The sequence below is a fragment of the Massilia sp. Root335 genome, from assembly GCF_001425685.1.
Classification (GTDB): Bacteria; Pseudomonadota; Gammaproteobacteria; order Burkholderiales; family Burkholderiaceae_D; genus Telluria; species Telluria luteola.
This window is the reverse complement of sequence record NZ_LMCY01000016.1, coordinates 211-21,906: the sequence shown is the minus strand read 5'-3', so window position 1 is coordinate 21,906 and position 21,696 is coordinate 211. Positions and strand designations below refer to the sequence as shown.

Here is a 21,696-nt window from a genome sequence, read left to right as displayed (position 1 = left end):
TGTCCGGCTAGCGCTCGTCCCGGCGCCCGGCCGCCTCGGCATCGTCCGCCGCGTGGCGCGCCGTGCGCGCCACGGGCAGGTGCCAGTCGAGCTGGATGGCCGCCAGCCGCAGCCCGAAACAGAGGGCCGCGCCGGCGCAGGCGCTCGCGGGGCCGGGCAGGCCCAGCGCGTCGCCCGTCACCATCACGGCCGCCCCGGCCAGCGCGGCGACGGCGTAGATGTCGGAGCGCAGCACGGCCGGGATCTCGGACAGCAGCACGTCGCGCGCGACGCCGCCGCCGACGCCCGTGAGCATGCCGAGCAGGGCGGCCATCACCGGGGACAGGCCGAACACGAGGGCTTTCTGCGCGCCCGCCACGCAGAACAACGCGAGGCCCGCGGCGTCGAACACCAGCACCGGGCTGCGCAGGCGCTTGATGCCCGGATACCAGAAGAAGATCAGCACGCCGGCCAGCAGCGACGCGGCGAGGTAGCGCCAGTCGCGGATCGCCGCCGGCGGCGCCGCGCCGATCAGGACGTCGCGCACGATGCCGCCCGAGTTGGCGGCGACGAACGATAGCACCAGCACGCCGAACAGGTCGAGCCGGCGGCGCACGCCGGCCACGGCGCCGGAGAGCGCGAACACGAAGGTGCCGAGCAGGTCGAGCGTGAGAAGGAGGGTCTTGATCGCGGCGCTGACGTCGAGGGAAACGGATGGGAACATGGCGACATTATGCCGCGCCTGCCGGCTGAAAGGTAATTGAAGGGTTGCGTCGCTATAGTGGGCTCCATTCACCAGGCTGATCAATCGTATCACCGCATTCCATATCTACCTGCCGGGAATGCCGGAGCCTGGGCCAAGAAGAGGAGCACACCATGAATACGACTACGACGACCTACACGCCGGCGCGCGACGACGCCAAGCCGGCCGCCACATCCTTCGCGGGCGCCTGCCGCCGCATCGCGCAGGCCCGCATCGGCATCGTGCCGCTGCCGGTGTATGTGCTGCTGCTGGCACTGATCGGCGGCTTCGTCGCGACCGGCAAGGTGCCGAACGATATCTGCGTGTCGATCGCGATCCTGACCGTCGGCGGCTTTTCCTGCGCCGAGCTGGGCAAGCGCCTGCCGTTCTTCCGCAACATCGGCGCCGCGGCGATTTTCGCCACCTTCATTCCGTCCTACCTGGCGTTCAGCAAGCTGCTGCCGCCGCCAGTCCTGAAGAACGTCGTCGACTTCACCAAATCGACCAATTTCCTGTACCTGTTCATCTCGTCGATCATCGTCGGCAGCATCCTGAGCATGGACCGGGCGGTGCTCATCAAGGGCTTCCTCAAGATCTTCGTGCCGCTGGCCATCGGCTCCGTCGTGGCGGGCGTCGTCGGCACCACCGTCGGCACCGTGCTGGGCCTCGGTCCGTACCACACGTTCTTCTACCTCGTCGCGCCGATCATGGCCGGCGGCGTCGGCGAAGGCGCGATTCCGCTGTCGATCGGTTATGCGGGCATCCTGGGACAGGAACAGGGCCATATTTTCGCCGAGGTCCTGCCGCCCGTGATGCTGGGCAGCCTGACCGCGATCCTGCTGTCCGGCATGCTGAATTCGCTCGGCAAGAAGCGTCCCCACCTGACCGGCAACGGCCGCCTGCAGCCGAACGACGACGGCGACCTGAAGCCGCAGGCCGAGGCCGTGTCCGGCAATTTCGACATCGGCAATATCGCCGCGGCCGGCATCACGTCCATTTCGCTGTACATGGTCGGCATGATGTGCTTCCGCCTGTTCGCCTTCCCGGCGCCGGTGGCGATGCTGTTCGTGGCCGTGATGTTCAAGCTGTCGCGCCTCGTGTCGCCGCAGCTGCAGCAAAGTTCGTACATCGTCTACAAGTTCTTTTCCACCGCGGTCACGTATCCGCTGCTGTTCGCGATCGGCGCGTCGATGACGCCGTGGGACAAACTCGTGTCGGCATTCAACGTCGTCAATCTCGTCATCATCGTCTCGACGGTGGCCAGCCTGATCGCGACCGGCTTCTTCGTCGGCCGCAAGATGAATATGTACCCGATCGAAGCGGCCATCATCAATGCCTGCCACAGCGGCCAGGGCGGTACGGGCGACGTGGCGATCCTGACCGCGGCCGAGCGCATGCAGCTGATGCCGTTCGCGCAGATCGCCACGCGGATCGGCGGCGCGATCACGGTCACGCTGACGCTGTTGCTGATGTCGCAGTTGCACTGACGAATCCGCGAACGACAGCGTGCCGGCGAGTATGATGGGACCCATGAACGCACACCGCATCTTCCTGCCGCTGCTCGCCGCGCTGCTGCTGGCAGCGCCGGCACTGGCGAAGCAACCGGCCCAGGCCGAATGCCTCGTCCCGTCGAAGCCGGGCGGCGCGATGGACCTCACCTGCAAGCTGGCCCAGAAGGCCTTGCAGGGCAAACCGGGCGCGCCCGGGTTGAAGCTGAGCTATATGCCGGGCGGCATCGGCGCGGTGGCGTGGCACACGATCGTGTCGCAGCGCCGCGGCGAGCCGGACACCCTCGTCGCGTTTTCCGGCGGTTCCTTGCTGAACCTGGCCCAGGGCAAATTCGGCAAGGCCACGCCCGACGACGTCCGCTGGGTCGCCGGACTCGGCATCGATTACGGCGTCATCGCCGTGCCCGCCGACTCGCCGTACCGCTCGCTGCACGACCTGATGGACGCGTTGCGGCGCGACCCCGAGAAGATCGTGATCGGCATGTCCGGCACCATCGGCAGCCAGGACTGGATGAAGATGGCGCTGCTGGCGCGCCAGGCCGGAATCGACCCGCGCCAGCTGCGCTTCGTCGCGCTCGAAGGCGGCGGCGAGGAATTCGTCGCGATGCAGGCTGGCTATGTCCAGGTGGTATCGAGCGACGTGTCCGAGTCGGGCCTGTACACCGCGTCCGGCAAGGCGCGCGTGCTGGCCGTGCTGTCCGACCGGCGCCTGCCGGGCGCGCTGGCCACCGTGCCGACGGCGCGCGAACAAGGTTTCGATGTGGTATGGCCGCTGATCCGCGGCATCTGGATGGGGCCGGACGTGCCGGAAGCGGACTATCGCCGCTGGGTCCAGGCCTTCGACCGCATCGAGTCCGCACCGGAATTCGCGCGGATGCGCGCGCAGATCGGGCTGTATCCGCTCGCGCTCACGGGCGACGCGCTGACCCGCTACATCCGGCAGGCCGTCGCCGCCTACAAGCAGCAGGCCAGGCAATTCAATCTCGTGCGGGAGCACTAGCCTCCGGCGGCGCGGCGGCGATCTCGTGCGGTTCGACGGGCGCGCCGGCGGCCGCGTGCTTGTGCCGGACGCGCTGGGCCGCCACGACGCCGACACCCAGCAGCGCCAGGCTGAGCATCGTCCCGAACGACGGCGCCGCGAGCCAGCGCAGCGACTGGTTCGGCTGTTCCAGCGGCTTGTCCTGCGCCGGGTCCGATTGCGCGTCGGGCATCGGCGCCGCCGCGGGCTCGCCCGCGAAGAACGGGACCAGGGCCTGCACGAACGCAGCCATGTCCTGCGTGCCGCGGCCCGACAACACATGGGCGTCGCGCACGACATCCTGGTTCAGCCAGGTTGCGCCCGCGTTCACGACGTCGTCGCGCACGCCGGGCCAGGACGTCAGGATACGGCGCGCCGCGAGTCCGGCCGAGACGAGGACCAGCGGCGCCTGGGACATCAGGGCAATCGGCTTGCCGGCCGCATCGCATTGCCGCACGAACGCACGCACCGGCGCCGACTGCCGCAGGATGTCGGGGCTGACGTAGCCGCCCGGGATGAAGAGGCCGTCGTAGTCGGACGCCTGGGCGTCGTCGATGGTCTTGTCGACGCGGACGAGCTCGCCGGGCTCGTGCATGTGCATCCCGCGTATCCGCCCGCGCCGCAGCGACACGAGCGTCACGTCGGCGCCCGCTTCGGTGAGGGCCGCCACCGGGGTCTTCAGTTCCGCCTGCTCGCATCCGTCGGCAGAGAGGATGGCGATTCGTTTTCCAGCCAGTATCTTGATGGTGTTCATGACCGCGTGTCCGCGCCAGGATCATGACTCACAGAGCGGATTGGGCGACCTTTAGTTCCGTCAGGTGCTCGCTGTTTTTGAAGCCGGTCGATGGACATCCCGGCCGAGCGCGCTGTCGATCGCGGCACCGCTGAGCGCCAGCTGCGCGGCATCCTGCTGCAGCAGGTGCAGCCGCCGTTGCAGCGGCGCCCAGCCGCGCCAGGCCGCGATCCGGACGGTGCGGCCGTCGTCCGGCACCGTGTCTTGCGCCGGCGCCGTGCCGAGGTTGCTTCTGACCTTGGCGAACGCGTCGGCGAGCGCGGCCTCGACCTCCGCGCGCGGCATGTTCTCCGGGTAGCGCAGCAACAGCAGGCGCAGAGCCGCCATATGGGCCATCAGCAGGTAATTCTGCACCGTAAAGCGGTTCAGCTCGGCGGGAGCGCGTTGCTGGGCCGCCGGTTCGTCGAGCATGCGGCCGAGCGCGGCGCTGAGATTCCCGAGACTGTCCATGAAGCGCTTGCGATTGATCCGGTAATGGAAATCGTCGATCGCGCGCCCCAGCAGCAGGTCGGCGGCGGCGTCGACGTATTTGCGGTTGGCGCTGGCCACCGCATCCACCAGGCACGGCAGGTTCTGGTATTCCCAGCTCGGCAGCACGTAGCTGAAGAAGGTGGCGATCAGCGTGCCGAGCACCGTGTCCAGCAGGCGCTCCTCGATGGCGCCGCCGCCGTGCGGCATCGTCAGCCCGATCAGCAGCAGGGATTGCATGCTGGCGGCGATGGCCGTGTAGCGGTATTTGATGGACAGGAACGTGGGGCCGGCCGCGGTCGCCACGAACAGGAAGCCGATCAGCACGGCCGGCGCATGGACGACATACAGGATCGCGGCCGTCAATATGCAGCCGATCAGCGTGCCGACCAGGCGGTCGGTGCGGCGCTGGCGGGTCATGCTGAAGTTCGGCTTGAGGATCACGGCGATGGTCAGTGCCGTCCAGTAGCCGTGCGACTTGTACGGGAGCCATCCGGCCGACAGCAGGCCCACCGAAATCGCCATCGCCACCCGCAGCGCGAAGCGGAACGTCGGCGATGTCCAGCGCAGGTGCGACAGCAAGATGCCGATGCTGTAGCGCTGCTGGGTGAGGAACGGCGTCAGGTCCGCGCCGGCCGCCATCGGCAGCGTGCCCCGCGGCGCCGCGCTGGCCCCGTGCAGCCGCGCGATCATCGCGATCATGTCGCGGATCTTGTTGAAGGTGGCGCGCAGGACCGCCCGCGCATTGGCGTCCTCGCTGTCGGCCGGCGGCAGGGCGCGCAGCGCCGCGTCGAGCGCGCGCAACTCGTCGCGGTAGTCGATGACGGGATGCGAGGGCCGGTTGCGCGTCATGGCATAGGCCACCGATTCGATGTCGCGCGCCGCCTTGCCGATCAGGTCGCCCAGCAGCGGCAGCACGGGGCCGCCGGCGAAATGCTGGCGCAGCAGGGCGTAGTCGGTGTGCGTCGACAGCACCAGCTCGTACAGGTCGAACATGGCGTAGTGGACCTGCACCAGGACGGCTTCGTCCGCCTTGGGCTTGCCGCGCAGGACCAGGTCGCGCGAGGCCTGCTGCCGCACGGCCAGCGCGCTTTGCTGGCGCACGAGCTTTTCCATCTGCGCGGGCAGAAAGTTGGCCATGTCGTAGCAGCCGGCCTTGATGCAGGTGTAGCTCGCCAGCTCGTACAGCGCTTCGGCCAGCACCTGCTGCTTGAGGCGCCGCCGCAGGAGCCACACGACGGCCATCGCATAGGTCATGTAGCCGGCGCCGCCGGCAAAAAACAGCGCGCCATGACGCAACGCCTGCAGCGGCGTGGCGGCCGCGCCGCTCGACAGCATCATCACGAACAAGGCGACGAACTGCAGCGGCATCGCCTTCCTGCCGTACACCGTCATCATGCTGGCCAGAAAAGACACGAGGACGATGACGGTGCGCAGCAGCCATTGCACGGGCGAACACAGGCCGACCAGCAGCGCCACCAGCGAGCACGTCAGCACGCCTGCCAGCATCTCGTTGAACTTGTGGCGCAGCGGGCTCGGCAGGTCCATCAGGCTGGTGCACAGCGCGCCGATCGCCACCGCCATTGCGGTCGGCAGGTCGGCGAAGTGGTACGTCAGGCCTGTCAGGCCGACGACGCCGGTGGCGATCCGCAGGCCGGTATAGAAATAGTGGCTGAAGAAGAGCGTGCGGGGCGCGAGGACGTAATGCATGTGTTCGGATCACGCGAGGCGGGACGGCCGGAAACGATGAGTCCATTATAGCGCCGCAGCAAGCGACTTCGCGGCACGCCACGGGGCACGTCTCAGGGCACGGCTCAGGGCACGCCTCAGCCACGGTTCGCGCCAGGGCGATCGGCCGGCGCCGCACCGCGCCGCAACCAGCTTTCGCGGCAATATAAAAATTCCGCGCGCGGACACATCGCCACATCGATGCCTTCGCACAGCAAACCGTCGAGGGCGACGGTATTGCCGAGCTTTACCATCATGCCCGTCTGCTCGAGGATGATTTGACGGACAGGGAAGGCGACGCGGTAGCTGTGTCCGATCGCATGATGCATGGTCGGGGGAAAGGTCAATCCGCAATTCCTCCCTTTCTCATCGAGGTTGTGCCGGAGTTCCTCGATCGGTTTGATGGCGACCCATTCGTCCTGCCGCAAGTCGAGGCTGCCTCTGCTCTTCGCTCCCGGGACGCCGATGAGCTGGTCCTGCTTTCCGCCGCCCGCCCGCCGCCACAAGGTGCGGAACAGAATGCGGACGAAGTCGGACAGCGCCAGTTCGCGCGCGACGATTTCGCGGAGCAGGGGACGGACGTCCCAGCGATGGAGGGCCGTCGTCGCCGATTCGAGCGCCGTCGACTGGCACACGTAGCGCTCGCCGTCACGCGTGGGCAGGCGCCGCAGCCGCGCCGCCGCCGCGGCATCGTGCGCCGACCATGCGGGCGCGGGCTGGGCGACGGGAATCGCCCCGGCCGGCGTCAGCCACTCCTGTTTCCAGAACAGCAGGCAGGCACGATGACACTGGTCGTGAAAACTGCCGTCGCAGCGGGCGTCCTGGAGAAAGACGGCGTCTTTCATTTCGCGAAAGCCATGGCCGACGACACACGTCCGGCGCGCGCTGCGATGCACGCGGATGCAGGACCCGCAATACGCCACCATTTCGGGCATGAACGGCAGGCCGTCGAGTTTTCCATCCTCATCCAATGTCTCGAGAATTTCACTCGGGCTTTTGACTCTCATGAGATGCGCTCGCGGCGGGCGCCCGGTTTCACGCTTCATGTCGACCTCTCGATCCGGGTCTCAGGCTTGACCCGTCCAATGTCAGGGTGGGGACGGCAGGGGGGCTCGATGAGCCTGGAATGGGCCGGCGGCGTATCACTGCCGCCAATGCGGGGGCATGCAAGATGCATCAAGTATCGGGAGGGATGGCCCGCAAAGGATTGCGGGAGCTCAATCGGAAACGGGGCGCCGGTTGCGCTGGGTCGCGGCGCCGCGTTTGCGTTCGTGATAGGGAGTAGGGCGGACGCCGATTAAAAAGCTCTGGGCGTAATTAGATGTTTAGCTAACAATCAATCATGACTTCGATTTTCAAAGCACTCGCCGATCCCACGCGCCGCCAGGTATTGCAAATGCTGCGGGCCGGGCCAATGGGCGCCGGCGCCCTGGCCGATGCCTTCGACGTGTCGAAGCCGACCATGTCGGCGCACTTCGCCGTGCTGGTGGCCGCAGACCTGATCGAGGCGGAAAAGAGCGGGCGCACGATCATGTATCGGCTGAAGATGTCGGTGCTCGAGGAGGCGCTCATGGGATTCGCGCAGGCGTTCGGTCTGCAGGTTACGCCCGAGACGCCGGCCACGACCGACCGCAGGCAAACCAAGGAGAATGAAATGGACGCCTCCCACCGCTGCCATTCAAGCAACGTGCGGCATGAAAACGGCGGATAGAAACAGGAACGTGTGACAGGAAGGCAGAAGGTGGACCCTCGCGGGCCAACGGCGTCAGAAGCGCCTAAAGTGAAAGTTTCAAGAGCTTTCAAGGCTGATCCGGAGGGTCCACATCGTGAATGCTACTCCCAAATCGGTGGTCGGTGTCGATACGGCCAAGAGCGTGTTTCAGTTGTACACCGTAGACAAGGAAACGGGCGAAGTGATCAACCAGCAGATCAGGCGTGCGCAGTTTCTGCAGTGGTTCGCCAACCGCGCACCTTGCCTGATCGGCATGGAAGCGTGCGGCGGTTCGCAGCACTGGGCGCGCAAGCTTCAGGCAATGGGGCATGAGGTCAAGCTGATGGGTGGGAAGATGGTCAAGGCATTCGTCTGCGGGAACAAGAACGATGCGGCCGATGCGCGCGCGATCTGCATGGCCGCGCAGCAGCCGGAAGTGAAGTGCGTGGCGATCAAGACCGAGGCGCAGCAGGCCGTGCTGGCGATGCACCGAATCCGACAGCAGCTGGTGAAGATGCGCACGGCGCAGATCAACAACCTACGCGGCCTGCTGGCGGAGTACGGCGAAGTGTTTGGTACGGGCAGGAAGGCCTTCGATGCCGGCATCAAGGCGGCGCTCGAGAGGTTGGCCGAGCGGTTGCCAATGCCGCTGATCGACACACTGCGCGACCAGTGGAACGAATTGGCGCGGCTGGATGAGCGCGTCGTTAATCGTCGCACGGGCTAACAAGATGGCGCGCACGATCTGGGCGGTATTGGCCCATGAGCGCGCGTATGACAGGGACCACGTCAGCTTGCGGCCGCATGCGGGAGCGGCGACGTGAAAAATCAACTTACAAAAGAAAGGATGGTACGTCACCAGTTGCGTTAGGTATTAACAGCGATGACGGACAGGTCAGACCGGGACTCACCAAACCTGAATGATTTCCGGGGCTAGTAGCCCGTTTGGAGAATGAGGCGTGGGTCAGCGGATTTCATCGGGGCCGGCAGCAATGCTGCACGCAAGGCCGGATATGGAACTGCGACTTTCCCCGTCTGAACAAAGCGGAAAAATACCTTGCAAAAGGGAGGCGTCCATATAGATATCATGATGCCGAACCACCCGATTCGCCGCTCGCTGTTGATCGCTGCGATCTATCTGTTGACGGCCGTGGTGCTCAATGCGCTCCGGCAGCGTCACGTCGTCGGCGCCGAGGCGACCGTGCGGCTGCTGGGCACGCTGATGGGCTCGGTGGTGATCGTCGTCGCCAACGCACTCCCGAAGAGATTGGTGGCACTGGGGCGCCTGTCCTGCGATCCGGCACGCGACCAGACCCTTCGCCGCTTCGGCGGCTGGACGCTGGTGCTGGGGGGCCTGGGCTACACGCTCGCCTACGCGTTGTCGCCGATCGCGATCGCCGCCAAACTCGCCGTCGGCCTGCTGGCGCCGGCTGTCGTCCTCGTCGCAGGTGCCATGGCCTACTGCGCCTGGACGCGCGGCAGCGGCACGCGGGGCGGCGCGTAGTCCGTGTGCGTACCTGTGCCGTAGCGAGGCCGGCATGGCATGTGCTGAATGGTAAGCGGCGCTTTGGAAGTTTAAGCCAGTAATAAGCAAGTGGATAGAAAAGGTGAGATTTGCCGACATCCAACTTGGTTATTGTGGCGTTGTCTGGACAAAGCATTGCTCGTCGCAATAAGCGCTTGTCAGGCACGACCTGCCGACACCACTGTTGGCACTTATTTCAATATGCGCAAGAGTGCGCCGCGTTTGGCCGCTCGATTTTCCCAGGACAGATACGATGCAAAAAATTTTCGCCGCTTTCATGCTGGTCGCGGCCACGTGCGCGAGTGGCCCGCTGTGGGCGGCTACCGATCCGGTGATCGTCCCGCTCATGGTCACGGTCCCGGGCGGCCAGTTCTCGATGGGCAGTACCGCCAACCCGACCGACGGCAATTATCCGGCGTCGGTGCCTGTGCACCAGGTCCAGGTCAGGACTTTCAAGCTGTCCAAGTATGAAACGACGGTCAAGCAGTTTCGCCAGTTCGTCGACGCCACCGGCTATCAGATGGGCACCGATTGCTGGAAACTGGCGGCCAACGACTGGGGCATGGAATACGGACAGCTCAGCTGGGACTCACCGGCCAACGCCGCCACCGAGTATCACCCGGTCATGTGCGTGAGCTGGAACGATGCCCACGCTTATCTCGAATGGCTCTCCAAGGAGACGGGCAAGCATTACCGTCTTCCCAGCGAGGCGGAGTGGGAATATGCAGCGCGCGCGCGCAGCAACACCCGCTACCCGTTCGGTGACAATCCTGCCGAATTATGCAGGTTCGCCAACACTTTCGAGAAATCCGGCAAGGCGGCGATTGCGCAGTTGACCGGAAAGACGAGAGAAGCCATCCCATGCGACGACCACGCGGAACTGACGACCGTGGTCGGCATGTTCAAGCCGAATGCCTTCGGCCTGTACGACATGCTTGGCAACGTCGGCGAATTCGTCGAGGACTGCCAGCATTTAACCTATGAAAACGCGCCGACGGATGGCCGTGCATGGACCGAAGCTTGCGCCAAATTTCATGGCGGGGCGATGGCAATTCATCGTGGCGGCAACTACAACAGCGGTGCGGCAGGCGCCAGTCCCACGATGCGCGGGCATGCCGGCCTCGACAACCGCAGCAGTGTCGGCGAAGGCTTCCGCATCGCCGAGGATATGGATGACGACACGAATCGAGCCGCCGGCGCCAGCCAATCGCTGACAGACCGCGAGTTTGAAGCCGGCCTGATCAAGGAACAAGCAGCTGAACGCGCCAAGCAGGCAAAGCGGGCAGCGCCGCCGCGATCGTAGCGGGCACCGTGATTTGTGCTGGACCCTGTGAACCTGCGCTTACGATCCGGTCCATGCACATGTCGGGCGGCCTTTGTAGAAAGTCAGAGATGCTAGGCCGCGGCCAGCACCGCGTACACCGCATCGTTGGCGCACGCGCGCGCACGTACGGCAAGCGGCTGCGCGTCGCCGAGCAAGGTCACCATCGCCGGCACGTCGCGGCCGTCCAGCGCGGCATGGAAGCGGCGGATGAGCTCGCGGCACAGCTTCTCGTCCGGCGGGGTCTCGTCCGCCTGCGCGCGCAGGCGCCGGCGCGCGCGCGACAGGTGCTGGCGCGCGTTCGCCGGGCTCAGTCCGAGTGCCGCCGCGATGTCGGCATGGCTGCAGTCCAGGACGTCATGCAGGACGAGCGCCAGCCGCTCGGCAGGCGAGAGGCAGGCCAGCAGGCGGGCGAGCGCCCCGGCCAGTGCCGCGCGCCGCAACAGGGTGTCTTCCGGCGGCACGGGCGCCGCGGCGGGCGCCAGTTCCAGCGCGGCGTGCGCCGCCGCCGCTTCGCGCACGCGCCGGCGCAGGCGGTCGATCGACTGGTGCCGGACGACGGTCGTCAGCCAGGCCGCCGGCGTCGCCAGCGCGTCGCTGTCGGTGCCATGCCATTTGAGAAAACAGTCCTGCACGACGTCCTCGGCGTCCGCCTCGCTGCCGACGATGCGCAGGCTGATCGCTTTCAGGCGCGGGCGCAGCCGTTCGAACAGGGCGCCGTCGGTATCGGTGACGTCGGTATCGGTGATACGTGGCATCGCGATTCTCCTCGTTGCGGTGGTGGTATCCCTTGACGCGCGGCGGCGGCCGGATGTGACACGCCGGCGATTTATTTTTTTGCCGTCACACGGCGGTGTGCCGCGAGCGTCATGCGGGCAGCGAATCCGTTTTGCGATTCGACTTGCCACGAAAGGACCGTCATGACATCGCATTTTCCTCGCGGCCTCGGCCTCGTCCCCACCGTCATCGAACAGACAGGACGGGGCGAGCGCGCCTTCGACATTTACTCGTGCCTGCTCAAGGAGCGGGTGATCTTCCTCGTCGGCGAGGTGACGGAGCAATCCGCCAACCTGATCGTCGCGCAGCTGCTGTTCCTCGAGTCGGACAATCCGGACAAGGACATCGCACTGTACATCAACTCGCCGGGCGGGTCCGTGTACGCGGGCATGGCGGTCTACGACACGATGCAGTTCGTCAAGCCCGACGTGTCCACGCTGTGCACGGGCTTCGCCGCCAGCATGGGTTCCTTCCTGCTGGCGGCCGGCGCGCCCGGCAAGCGCTACGCCTTGCCCAACGCCCGCATCATGATCCACCAGCCGCACGGCGGCTCACAGGGCGTGGCGGCCGACATCGACATCCAGGCGCGCGAGATGCTATACCAGCGGCATCGCCTGAATACCATCCTGGCCGAGCGCACGGGGCAGACGCTGGCGCGGATCGAGAAGGACACGGACCGCGACCGCTACATGTCCGCCGCCGAGGGCGCGGAATACGGCCTGATCGACCGCGTGCTGGAGGCGCGGGCCACGGCCACGCCTTTATGAAATTTGTCAGATGCCTGAACAATTTATGCCAGGCATCGTTACACCACCGTGTGCGCTCAAACTCGTCGGATATGTTTCGTGGATTCTTGCACTTCGGCTTGGTGGAGACGGGCCGACGCGGGAATCGACGCCTGCATGGAAACAGGCGTCGCCTTACTTCAGATGGATAACAATCTTGGGAGGCCTTACATGAAGTTGATCAATTCATTGCTCCAGAGAGCGACACCGTTCGCGGTGGCCGCGCTCGGCATGGCAGCGCTGGCCGTACAGCAGCCCGCAGCCGCCTATTCCTGGGGCAACGTCGCCATCGGCGGCGGCGGGTTCGTATCGGCCGTCATCCCCAGCAAGACGGAGGCCGGCGTCGTGTATGCGCGCACCGACGTCGGCGGCGCCTACCGGTGGGACAATGCCAACGGCCGCTGGGTGTCGCTGCTGGACTGGGTGGCGGAAGACCAGGTCGGCTATCTCGGCGTCGAGTCCCTCGCGGTCGATCCGAAGAACGCGGCCAACGTGTATATGTACGTCGGGATCGGTTACTTCAACGGCGGCAAATCGGCAATCCTGCGCTCGAGCGATTACGGCAGGACCTTTTCCACGACGGATGTCAGCGGCCAGTTCAAGGCGGACGGCAATGGCATGGGACGCCAGAACGGCGAGCGGCTCGTCGTCGATCCGGGTTCGAGCAATGTCCTGTACGTCGGCACCCGTGCGAACGGGCTGTTCAAGAGCACCAACTACGGCGCGAACTGGTCGCAGATGACGGCGCTGAACGTGACGACGACGGCCAACGGCAATGGCATCAGCCTCGTCCTGGCCGATCCGGCGAGCGTGTCGGGCGGCGTGGCGCAACGCCTGCTCGTCGGCGTGTCGCGCTACGGGTCGGCCGGGGCGAACCTGTACCGCAGCGATAATGCGGGCGCGTCGTTCAGCGCCGTGTCGGGCAGCCCCTCGGGCCTGATGCCGCAGCGCGCCGCCTTCGACGGCGCCGGCAACGTGTACATCACGTATGCCAACGGTGCCGGGCCGCACGGCAACAGTTCGGGCACGGAGGCCATGAACAGCGGCCAGATCTGGCGGTACACGCTGTCCAACGGCGCCTGGACCAACGTGACGCCGTCCGGCGTCAACGCGGCATTCAGCGGCATCAGCGTGGACCCGGTCAATGCACAGCGGCTGGTCGCGTCGACCATCAACCAGTACATGCAGCAGGGCGACAGCTGGGGCGACCATGTGTACATCTCCACGAACGGCGGCGCCAGCTGGACCGACGTGATCAACCGGGGCTTCGTGCGCGACAACGGCGGCGTTCCCTGGATCAATGGCAAGGCCATGCACTGGGCCGGTACGGCCGTGTTCGATCCGTTCAACAACAAGGCCGTCTGGCTGACGTCCGGCAACGGCATTTTCAAGACCGCCAACATCGATGCCGTGCCGACCACGTGGACGTTCACCGTCAAGGGCCTGGATGAAACGGTGCCGCTGAACCTCTACAGCATCCCCGGCGGGCCCGTGCTGTCCGCCATCGGCGACTACGACGGCTTCCAGCACTACAACATCGACACGTACACGAATCCGCAGTATTCCCCGACCATGGGAACGACGACCGGCCTGGCGGTCGCCGACAGCAATACCAGCCTGGCGGTGCGGGTCGGGAACAAGATGTACACGTCCGCCAACGGCGGCACGAACTGGAACCAGACCAACATGAACGGCACCTACGGCCAGGTGGCGCTGTCCGCCGGCGGCACGGTCCTGCTGCACAGCCCGTCCGGTTCCTCGACCACGTACCGGTCGACGAATATGGGGGCGAGCTGGTCGACGGTCGGCGGGCTCGGCGTCAGCAATGCGCGCCCGGTCGCCGATCCGGCCAATGCGAGCAAGTTTTACGTGTACAGCCCCTCGGACGGCAGTTTCATGATCAGTACGGACAGCGGCGCGTCGTTCTGGAAGTTCTCCACGCTGCCGACCTGGGGCAGCGATGCGATCCGCGCGGCGCCCGGCCGGGAAGGCGACATCTGGGTGGCGCTGTACGGCGGCGGCCTCGCGCGTACCACGAGCTCGGGCTGGCAATTCAGCAACCTGCCCAACATCACGTATTGCGGCGCGGTCGGCTTCGGCAAGGCGGCGGCGGGCGCATCCTATCCGACCGTCTACATCTGGGGCACGATCGGCGGCGTGACCGGCGTGTACCGGTCGACCGATACGGGGCAGACCTGGACGCGCATCAACGACAGCGCGCACCAGTACGGCGGTCCGGGCAACGGCCATTTCGTGGCGGGCGACATGAATACGTTCGGCGTGGTCTATATGAGCACGGCGGGACGCGGCATCGTCGTTGGCAGGCCGTAACGGGAAGCCGGTGACGCCCTGGCTGCCGCCGGCCGTGCACGGCGGCGGCAGCTGGGCGTTGCGTCTCGAATACGTTTCATCGCAGAATGAATAGTTTCCATATGGAACTGTGCTAACCTGCCAGGGTCGCTTCCACCCATCCCGCCCGTCGTCCCAGCCGTGCAACCATCACATGAAACACACCGACCGGGTGCCGGCCTCGACCTGAAAGACGCGCTGCTCGTCGGCGCGATCGTGATCGTCTGTTCGATCTTCGGCATCTACACGGCGCCCCCGGGTGTGCTGGCGGCGTTCTGGCCCACGAATGCCGTCCTCGTCGGGCTGCTGCTGCGGCGCGCCCATCCGCCCGGACCGGCCCACTGGCTGTGCGCCGTCGCCGGCTATATCGTGGCCGACCTGTACATGAACCACGGCTGGCCCAAGACGCTCATGCTCACGTCGACCAACATGATGGGCGTGTCGGTCTGCTATCTGCTGCTCGCGCGCATGAGCGACGACGTGCGCGGCCTGCGCCATCCGCGCTCGATGCTGCGCTTCGTGCCGGTGGCGATGTGCGCCGCGACGGCGGCCGGGGTGGGCGGCCTCTTCATCCATCCGGCGCTGTTCGGCGGCACGCGGGCCTACGGTTTCATGTTCTGGTTTTCGACGGAGCTCGTCAATTACATCGCCATCCTGCCGGTGCTGCTGACCATGCCGGACCTGCTGCGCCGCATGCTCGGGCCCAGGCGCCGCAGCGACTGGCGCAGCTGGCGCGCCGAACAGGTCGCGCCGCTGGCCGCCTTCGCGGGCAGCCTGTGGCTCGAGACCCAGCTGGGCGGACCGGGCGTGATCGCCTTTCCGATTCCCGCGATGCTGTGGTGCGCATTGACGTACAGCCTGTTCGCCACGGCCGGCATCACGCTGCTGTTTTCGATGTGGACGCTGCTCGCCATCGCCAGCGGCGCCCTCGTGATCGGCGCCCCGGTCGATACCCCGCAAGCGATCATGTCGCTGCGCGTCGGCGTGACCTTGACGGCGCTGGCGCCGCTGGCCGTGGCAAGCGTGATGGTCGCGCGCAACGAGCTGCTGGCGCGCCTGCAGCACGCCGCCTCGCACGATCCGCTGACGCAGGTGCTGAACCGCGGCGGCTTCATGGCGCGCGCGGACGGCGTGCTGGCCGCGCCGGCGCAGGCATGGCCGGCGGCCGTGCTGATGATGGATATCGATTTCTTCAAGAAGGTCAACGACACCCACGGCCACGCGGCGGGCGACGACGTGTTGACCGGTTTCGCGCACCTGGCGGCGGGATGTTTGCGCAGCGGCGACGTGCTGGGCCGCCTGGGCGGGGAAGAGTTCGCCGTGCTGCTGCCCGGCTGCGCCGCGGACGACGCCCGCGCCATCGCCCAGCGCATCTGCGACGCGTTTGCCGCGCACACGGTGGCGCTGGCCGACGGCACGCGCCTGCAGGCCACCGTCAGCATCGGCCTGGGCTGCTGGAGCGCCCCGGGGACGCCGGTCGGCACGATGCTGTCGGCGGCCGACGCGGCGCTCTATCGCGCCAAGCACGACGGGCGCAACCGCGTCGTGCTGGACGCGGCGTAGGGCAGGGGCCTGAACGCCCGGCATCGGCGGCGGGGACATTTGGTGGGCACGGGGTGCCCACCCTACGGCTACAGGCAGGCGCTTGAACGCCGGGCATCCGCGGCGGCGTAGGGTGGGCACCCCTGTGCCCACGCGAACGATTGCATCACGGCGGCATTGCGTGGGCACGTTTCATTTGAGGCCCCCGGCCCCAAATGCCCACCCCGCCGGACCGGCGCTTAAACGCCGACCATCGACACGGCCTTCGTGTTCAGGTACGACTCCAGCGCCTCCGGGCCGCCTTCCGAACCGTAGCCCGAATCCTTGATGCCGCCGAACGGCAGCTCGGCGCTCGGCGTGGCCGGCTGGTTAATCCACAGCATGCCGACTTCCACGCGGTTCATCAGGAGGTGCGCGTTCTTGATCGAGCGCGTGAAGGCATAGCCGGCCAGGCCGTACGGCAGGCGGTTCGCTTCCGCGATCGCGTCTTCCAGGCTGTCGAAGCCGCGGATGCCGGCCACGGGGCCGAACGGCTCGTCGTTGAAGATGGACGCGTCCAGCGGGACGTCGGCGAGGATCGTCGGCGCAAAGAAGTTGCCGGCGTCGCCCACGCGCTTGCCGCCCGTGGCGACGATCGCGCCGCGGGCCTGCGCATCCTCGACGACCTGCGTCATCGCCGTCACGCGGCGCGCGTTGGCGAGGGGGCCCAGCGTGGTGCCCTCGGCCAGGCCGTCGCCCAGTTTCAGGCCTTCGGCGTGCGCGACGAACGCGCGCGTGAACTCGTCCTTGACCGCGTTGTGCACGAGGAAGCGGGTCGGCGAAATGCAGACCTGGCCCGCATTGCGGAACTTGGCGGCGCCGGCGGCGCGCACGGCCAGCGCCACGTCCGCGTCTTCGGCGACGATCACCGGCGCATGGCCGCCCAGTTCCATCGTCACGCGCTTCATGTGCGCGCCGGCCAGCGCGGCCAGCTGCTTGCCGACCGGGGTCGAACCCGTGAACGTGACCTTGCGGATGACCGGGTGCGGGATCAGATAGCCCGAGATCTCGGCCGGATCGCCGAACACGAGGCCCACGACGCCGGCCGGCACGCCGGCATCGACGAAGCACTGGAACAGCGCGGCGGGCGAGGCCGGGGTCTCTTCCGGCGCCTTGCACAGGAACGAGCAGCCGGTGGCCAGCGCGGCGGCCAGCTTGCGCACAACCTGGTTGATCGGGAAGTTCCACGGCGTGAACGCGGCGACGGGGCCGACCGGCTCCTTCAGCACGAGCTGCTGCGCCTGCGGATTACGCGCCGGCACGATGCGGCCGTACACGCGCATGCCTTCGGCCGCGAACCAGTCGATGATCTCGGCGCCGGCCATGGCTTCCATCTTCGCCTCAAGCAGGGGCTTGCCTTGTTCAAGGGTCAGCAGGCGGGCGATGTCGCCGGCGCGTTCGCGCAGCAGGTTGGCCGCGCGGCGCATCGTGGCGGCGCGTTCGGCCGCGGGCACGAAGCGCCAGGCTTCGAAGCCTTTCTGGGCGGCGGCAAGGGCGCGGTCCAGGTCGGCGATGGCGGCATGGGCGACCGTGCCGATCGCCTGGCCGGTGGCCGGGTTCACGACCGGGATCGTCTTGCCGCCGGTGGCTTCGACCCATTCGTTGGCGATGAGGAGGCGGGTGTCGGGATAGCTGGAAGTCGTCATGGAAGCGTCGTTTCCTGTGTTCAGTGGTGGATATATGATCGGTCCGCGCTGCGCGGAAGCCGCTATGATCGCACCGCTGCGGATTGTTTGCTTAACACACGGCGAACCGGGCGCTCAGGGCGTCCACACGAGGCGCACGGCGAGGGCGCGTTCGTATTCGCTGCGCGTGGCCGGCGCGCCGAATTCCGCATGGCGCGGATCGAACAGGTTCTGTCCGATGACGGACAGTTCGAGGCCCGGCGCGACGCGCCAGCCGTAGCGTGCGTCGACCGCCGTGTACGCGGGTACGGCCGGCTGCGGCAGCGCCCCCACGTGGCGCAGCGTGACGTCGAATTCGTGCCCGCCGCCCAGGTCGTACGACGAACGCACGGACCAGTAATGGGTCGGGTCGGCCGTGGACAGGCCCGTCGTGCCCGAACGGTCGCGGCTGCCCGGCTGCAGCGACGTGCCGACGCGCTGCACCACGCCGCCGCCGGACAGGCGCCATGCGTCCGCCACCTGCCAGCTGGCCCACGCCTCGATGCCGCGCGTGAGGCCGTCCGCGAGGTTCTCGAACACGGAGCCCGGGCCGTGCGGGTTCGGTTCCAGCGTGCGCAGCCCGTCGTAGCGGCTGAAGAACAGCGTCGCGGAATACGAGAGCGCCGGGTGAGGCCGGGCGCGGTAGCCCAGTTCGAACACATTGGCCGTCTCGGAGGCGAAGTCGGGGCCGCCCGCCACGCCGTACTGCGGCACGCCGTTGACGACGGGCGGCGTCGTCGGGCTGTAGAAATCGCGGTCGATGCGCGATGGCGCCCGCACCGCGCGCGACAGCGAACTCCACACGAGCGCCGCCGGGCGCGGATTCCACGCGAGGCGCAAGGTCGGCAGCACCTCGACGCCGGTGTAATTGTTGTCCTCGAATTTCAGGCCTGCCGTCAGGCGCAGGTCGTCCTTGAGCGCGACCTCGTCCTGCGCGAACAGGTTGGCCCAGTGCAGGTTCAGCGTGCCGGGCAGGAAGCCGAACCTGGTGCCGTTCTCGACGCGGTCGTGGCCGAGGCGGTAGCCGCCGCCCCAGACGACGTGGTGATTCCCGGCCAGGTGCACGGCGTGCTGCAGTTGCAGGTCGAACGTGTCGAGGCGTTCGTGGAAGGCGAGCGGCTGGTCGCGCTCCGTATGGTCCCAGTACAGCTGGACGGTGCCCGACGAGCCGTCCGCGAACGTGCGGGACACGCGGCCCAGCAGGTTCGCGCCGCCCACCCGGATGTCCTGCGTGCCGGCCTGGCGCAGCCGCGCGTCGTAGACGTCGCCCTGGACGGTCAGGCCGCGCGCGGTGTCGCCCCAGTCGGTACGGAATCCGGCCTGGTCGCGGTGCCAGCCGGTCGGGACCGTGGCACCCGTGGCCGTGTGGGTATCGTCGTTCTCGGCATGCTTGGCGTACGCGCGGTAATGGCCGTCGGCGCCCAGGCTGCCGCCGTAGCGCACGGCGCCGTCGCGCGCGTCCTTGCCGAGCGTCGTGCCGAGCAGCACGCCCTGCGTCGCGCCGGCCGGTTTCGTGATGATGTTGATGACGCCGTTGACGGCGTTGGCGCCCCACAGCGTGGCGCCCGGACCGCTGATGACCTCGATGCGCTCGACGTCGTCCAGCACCACGTCCTGCACGTCCCAGAACACGCCGGAAAACAGCGGCGAATACACCGTGCGGCCGTCGATGAGGACGAGCAGCTTGTTTTCGAACGGGCTGGAAAAGCCGCGCGCCGTGACGGCATAGTTGCGGGCGTCGACGCGCGCGACCTGCAGGTTGGGCGCCAGCCGAAGCGCTTCCGGCAGCGACGCCGCGCCGGAGCGGCGGATGTCGTTGCCGGTGATGACGAAGATGGACGCGGCCGCGTCGGACAGCGATTCCGACCGCCGGGACACCGACGTGACCTGGATATTCGCCAGCTCTTCCAGGCTCAGTTCCGCCATGTCCCGCGATTGAAGCGGCTCGTCGGCCGCGGCGCCCTGCGCGGCCAGCAGCGCGGCGGCGCATCCGGCCAGGATGGTACGCAATGGAGACAGGGACGATGTGGATCTGGACATGGGAGCGGCATACTTGAGCGGTTTGCGAGATTGTATTGCAGAAACCGAAATATTGATCCCGAACATGTTGTTTCGCGTGCGTGCGCACCACGTCACAAATTTCGTTACTTGCATTCGGCAATTTTGTAGTTGCGCCGGGGAGATGCGGCCCGGATAATGCGCGCAAACGCCGCCGTGGCCAATAACACATCGGGAGACTCCACATGATGCCCCTTTCATTGCGCGCCAGCCTGCTGCTGGCCGCCGCCCTGTGCGCCGCGCCGGCTGCCGCCCTGGCACAGGCGGCGCCCGCGCCCCGCGCGTCCGCGGCGAGCGAGCAGGCCGCGCGCGTTGGCTGGTGGCGCCAGGCCCGCTTCGGCATGTTCATCCACTGGGGCCTGTACGCCATTCCCGGGCGCGGCGAGTGGGTGCAATGGAACGAACAGATCCCGACCGGTGAATACGCAAAACTGGCCGACAGGTTCAAGGCGGAGCGGTTCGACGCGGACGCATGGGCCCAATTGGCGAAGTCCGCCGGCATGAAATACATGGTGTTCACGTCGCGCCACCACGACGGCTTCGCGATGTTCGACGACGGCGACAACCCGTTTTCGAGCACGAAGACGGCCGCCCACCGCGATTTCGTCGCGGACTACGTGAAGGCCGCGCGCAAGGCCGGGATGGGCGTGGGGCTGTACTACTCGCCGCTGGACTGGCGTTATCCCGGCTTCTTTTTCCCCGACCTGCAACGCGAGAGCGCGGAAGCGATGCGCGCCCAGTACCACCGCCAGATGCGCGAACTCCTGTCCAACTACGGCAAGATCGACGTGCTGTGGTTCGACGGCGGCGAGACCGACTGGCTGAACTTCGGCGGCGACTGGGCCGGCGCGGAGTGGAAGAAGCGGGCACCGGGCCGGCATTACGGCGGCGGCTTCGACTGGCAGCACGACAAGGTCTACGCGATGCTGCGGCACCTGCAGCCGGACGTCGTCATCAACGGCCGCGCCGACATGCCGGAAGATTTTCATGCGCGCGAAGGCGAGGGCGCGCTGGGCGACTTCGACAACACGCATCCGTGGGAACTGTGCGCCACCATCGCCGGCGCCTGGGGCTACCAGCCGGGCATGCAGCCGAAACCCCTCAAGCATTACATCCAGCTGCTGGCGAACGTCGCCGGCCGGGACGGCAATCTGTTGCTGAATGTCGGGCCGGGTCCCGACGGGCGCATCGACGCGGTCCAGGCGGACCGGCTGCGCGAGATCGGCGCCTGGCTCGGCAAGCATGGCGACAGTATCTACGGCACCCGCGGCGGCCCGTTCCTGCCGGGCAGCTGGGGCGCATCCACCTACCGCGGCAACACGATCTACGTCCACGTGCTGAACTGGAACGGCGCCAGGCTGGCGCTGCCCGCGATTCCCGCCCGCATCGTGCGGGCGTCGGTGCTGGGCGGCGGTGCGGCAAGCGTCGAACAGTCCGCACGCGGCATCGAGATCGCCGTGGCGCCGGCCGCCCGCGACGACATGGACACGGTGGTGGCCCTGCAGCTGGAGTCGCCCGCCGCCGCGATCGCGCCGGTGCGCTGACCGTCGACCGCGCGCCGACGCGGATCAGCGCACGTTCTGCGCCTTGATCAGCTTGTCCAGCATCGCGTGCTCTTCTTCCGTCAGGTCGGTCAGCGGTGCCCGCACCGGGCCGCCGTCGTGGCCGACCAGGCGGGCGCCGGCCTTC

General features: G+C 67.2%; 16 protein-coding genes and 2 pseudogenes. 10 read left to right on the top strand and 8 right to left on the bottom strand.

Translation table 11 applies throughout. The features are described from left to right. Positions 1–7: 7 nt before the first annotated feature. Positions 8–703 carry a trimeric intracellular cation channel family protein gene (locus ASC93_RS10620; protein ID WP_056440954.1) on the bottom strand — a complete coding sequence of 232 codons (696 nt, stop codon included), beginning with the start codon at positions 701–703 and terminating at the stop codon, positions 8–10. 152 nt (positions 704–855) lie between these two features. Here ASC93_RS10620 and ASC93_RS10615 point away from each other — a divergent pair, with 152 nt between their 5' ends. Then, entirely contained in the window at positions 856–2,208 is a 1,353-nt protein-coding gene (locus ASC93_RS10615) for a 2-hydroxycarboxylate transporter family protein (RefSeq protein WP_056440952.1), read from the top strand. A 43-nt stretch (positions 2,209–2,251) separates the two neighbouring features. Continuing rightward, positions 2,252–3,229, top strand: coding sequence for a tripartite tricarboxylate transporter substrate binding protein (locus tag ASC93_RS10610; protein ID WP_056440950.1), 978 nt, complete (start codon positions 2,252–2,254; stop codon positions 3,227–3,229). Here the strand turns inward: ASC93_RS10610 and ASC93_RS10605 are convergent. The 3 genes from ASC93_RS10605 to ASC93_RS10595 all read right to left on the bottom strand — a co-directional run bounded on the left by ASC93_RS10605 (position 3,207) and on the right by ASC93_RS10595 (position 7,282). Continuing rightward, on the bottom strand, positions 3,207–4,001 hold the full coding sequence (locus ASC93_RS10605) for a type 1 glutamine amidotransferase domain-containing protein (RefSeq protein WP_082547925.1): 795 nt from the start codon (positions 3,999–4,001) through the stop codon (positions 3,207–3,209). The two genes, ASC93_RS10610 and ASC93_RS10605, sit on opposite strands and share 23 nt — an antisense overlap. A 60-nt stretch (positions 4,002–4,061) precedes the next feature. Continuing rightward, positions 4,062–6,218, bottom strand: a complete 2,157-nt coding sequence (locus tag ASC93_RS10600; RefSeq protein WP_056440947.1) for an FUSC family membrane protein — start codon at positions 6,216–6,218, stop codon at positions 4,062–4,064. A gap of 116 nt (positions 6,219–6,334) precedes the next feature. After that, a complete protein-coding gene (locus tag ASC93_RS10595; protein ID WP_157201845.1) occupies positions 6,335–7,282 on the bottom strand; it encodes a hypothetical protein in 948 nt (315 codons plus the stop codon). A 296-nt stretch (positions 7,283–7,578) separates the two neighbouring features. On the opposite strand from ASC93_RS10595, the gene ASC93_RS10590 reads away from it, so the two are divergent. The 4 genes and pseudogenes from ASC93_RS10590 (at position 7,579) to ASC93_RS10575 (ending at position 10,775) form a co-directional block, all read left to right on the top strand. Beyond that, positions 7,579–7,947, top strand: coding sequence for an autorepressor SdpR family transcription factor (locus ASC93_RS10590; protein ID WP_082547924.1), 369 nt, complete (start codon positions 7,579–7,581; stop codon positions 7,945–7,947). Between the two features lie 115 nt (positions 7,948–8,062). Continuing rightward, a pseudogene (locus tag ASC93_RS10585) lies at positions 8,063–8,659 on the top strand (IS110 family transposase); the annotation flags it as partial. Between the two features lie 375 nt (positions 8,660–9,034). Then, a complete protein-coding gene (locus ASC93_RS10580; RefSeq protein ID WP_056440937.1) occupies positions 9,035–9,451 on the top strand; it encodes a hypothetical protein in 417 nt (138 codons plus the stop codon). A gap of 274 nt (positions 9,452–9,725) precedes the next feature. After that, positions 9,726–10,775 (top strand): formylglycine-generating enzyme family protein, encoded by a 1,050-nt coding sequence (locus ASC93_RS10575; protein WP_056440934.1) that lies wholly within the window; start codon positions 9,726–9,728, stop codon positions 10,773–10,775. Positions 10,776–10,867: 92 nt separating this feature from the next. Here ASC93_RS10575 and ASC93_RS10570 read toward each other — a convergent pair whose 3' ends face one another. Next, positions 10,868–11,551: a sigma-70 family RNA polymerase sigma factor gene (locus tag ASC93_RS10570; protein ID WP_056440931.1), complete on the bottom strand. Its 684-nt coding sequence runs from the start codon at positions 11,549–11,551 to the stop codon at positions 10,868–10,870. A 162-nt stretch (positions 11,552–11,713) separates the two neighbouring features. Between ASC93_RS10570 and clpP the strand changes: the two genes are divergently transcribed. The 3 genes from clpP (at position 11,714) to ASC93_RS10555 (ending at position 16,267) form a co-directional block, all read left to right on the top strand. Continuing rightward, the gene (gene clpP, locus ASC93_RS10565) at positions 11,714–12,337 is read left to right on the top strand and encodes an ATP-dependent Clp endopeptidase proteolytic subunit ClpP (RefSeq protein WP_056440926.1); all 624 of its coding nucleotides are present in this window, start codon (positions 11,714–11,716) and stop codon (positions 12,335–12,337) included. Between the two features lie 189 nt (positions 12,338–12,526). Further along, entirely contained in the window at positions 12,527–14,686 is a 2,160-nt protein-coding gene (locus ASC93_RS10560; protein WP_056440923.1) for a hypothetical protein, read from the top strand. A 159-nt stretch (positions 14,687–14,845) separates the two neighbouring features. After that, complete coding sequence (locus ASC93_RS10555) at positions 14,846–16,267, top strand: GGDEF domain-containing protein (protein ID WP_157201844.1); 1,422 nt, start codon at positions 14,846–14,848, stop codon at positions 16,265–16,267. A 218-nt stretch (positions 16,268–16,485) separates the two neighbouring features. Here the strand turns inward: ASC93_RS10555 and ASC93_RS10550 are convergent, their stop codons facing one another. Next, complete coding sequence (locus ASC93_RS10550) at positions 16,486–17,931, bottom strand: NAD-dependent succinate-semialdehyde dehydrogenase (protein WP_056440917.1); 1,446 nt, start codon at positions 17,929–17,931, stop codon at positions 16,486–16,488. A gap of 114 nt (positions 17,932–18,045) precedes the next feature. Continuing rightward, complete coding sequence (locus ASC93_RS10545) at positions 18,046–19,989, bottom strand: TonB-dependent siderophore receptor (protein ID WP_229412676.1); 1,944 nt, start codon at positions 19,987–19,989, stop codon at positions 18,046–18,048. Positions 19,990–20,192: 203 nt separating this feature from the next. Between ASC93_RS10545 and ASC93_RS10540 the strand changes: the two genes are divergently transcribed. After that, entirely contained in the window at positions 20,193–21,551 is a 1,359-nt protein-coding gene (locus ASC93_RS10540) for an alpha-L-fucosidase (protein ID WP_082547922.1), read from the top strand. Positions 21,552–21,575: 24 nt separating this feature from the next. Here the strand turns inward: ASC93_RS10540 and ASC93_RS32015 are convergent. Continuing rightward, positions 21,576–21,696, bottom strand: a pseudogene (locus ASC93_RS32015) (5-dehydro-4-deoxyglucarate dehydratase); the annotation flags it as partial.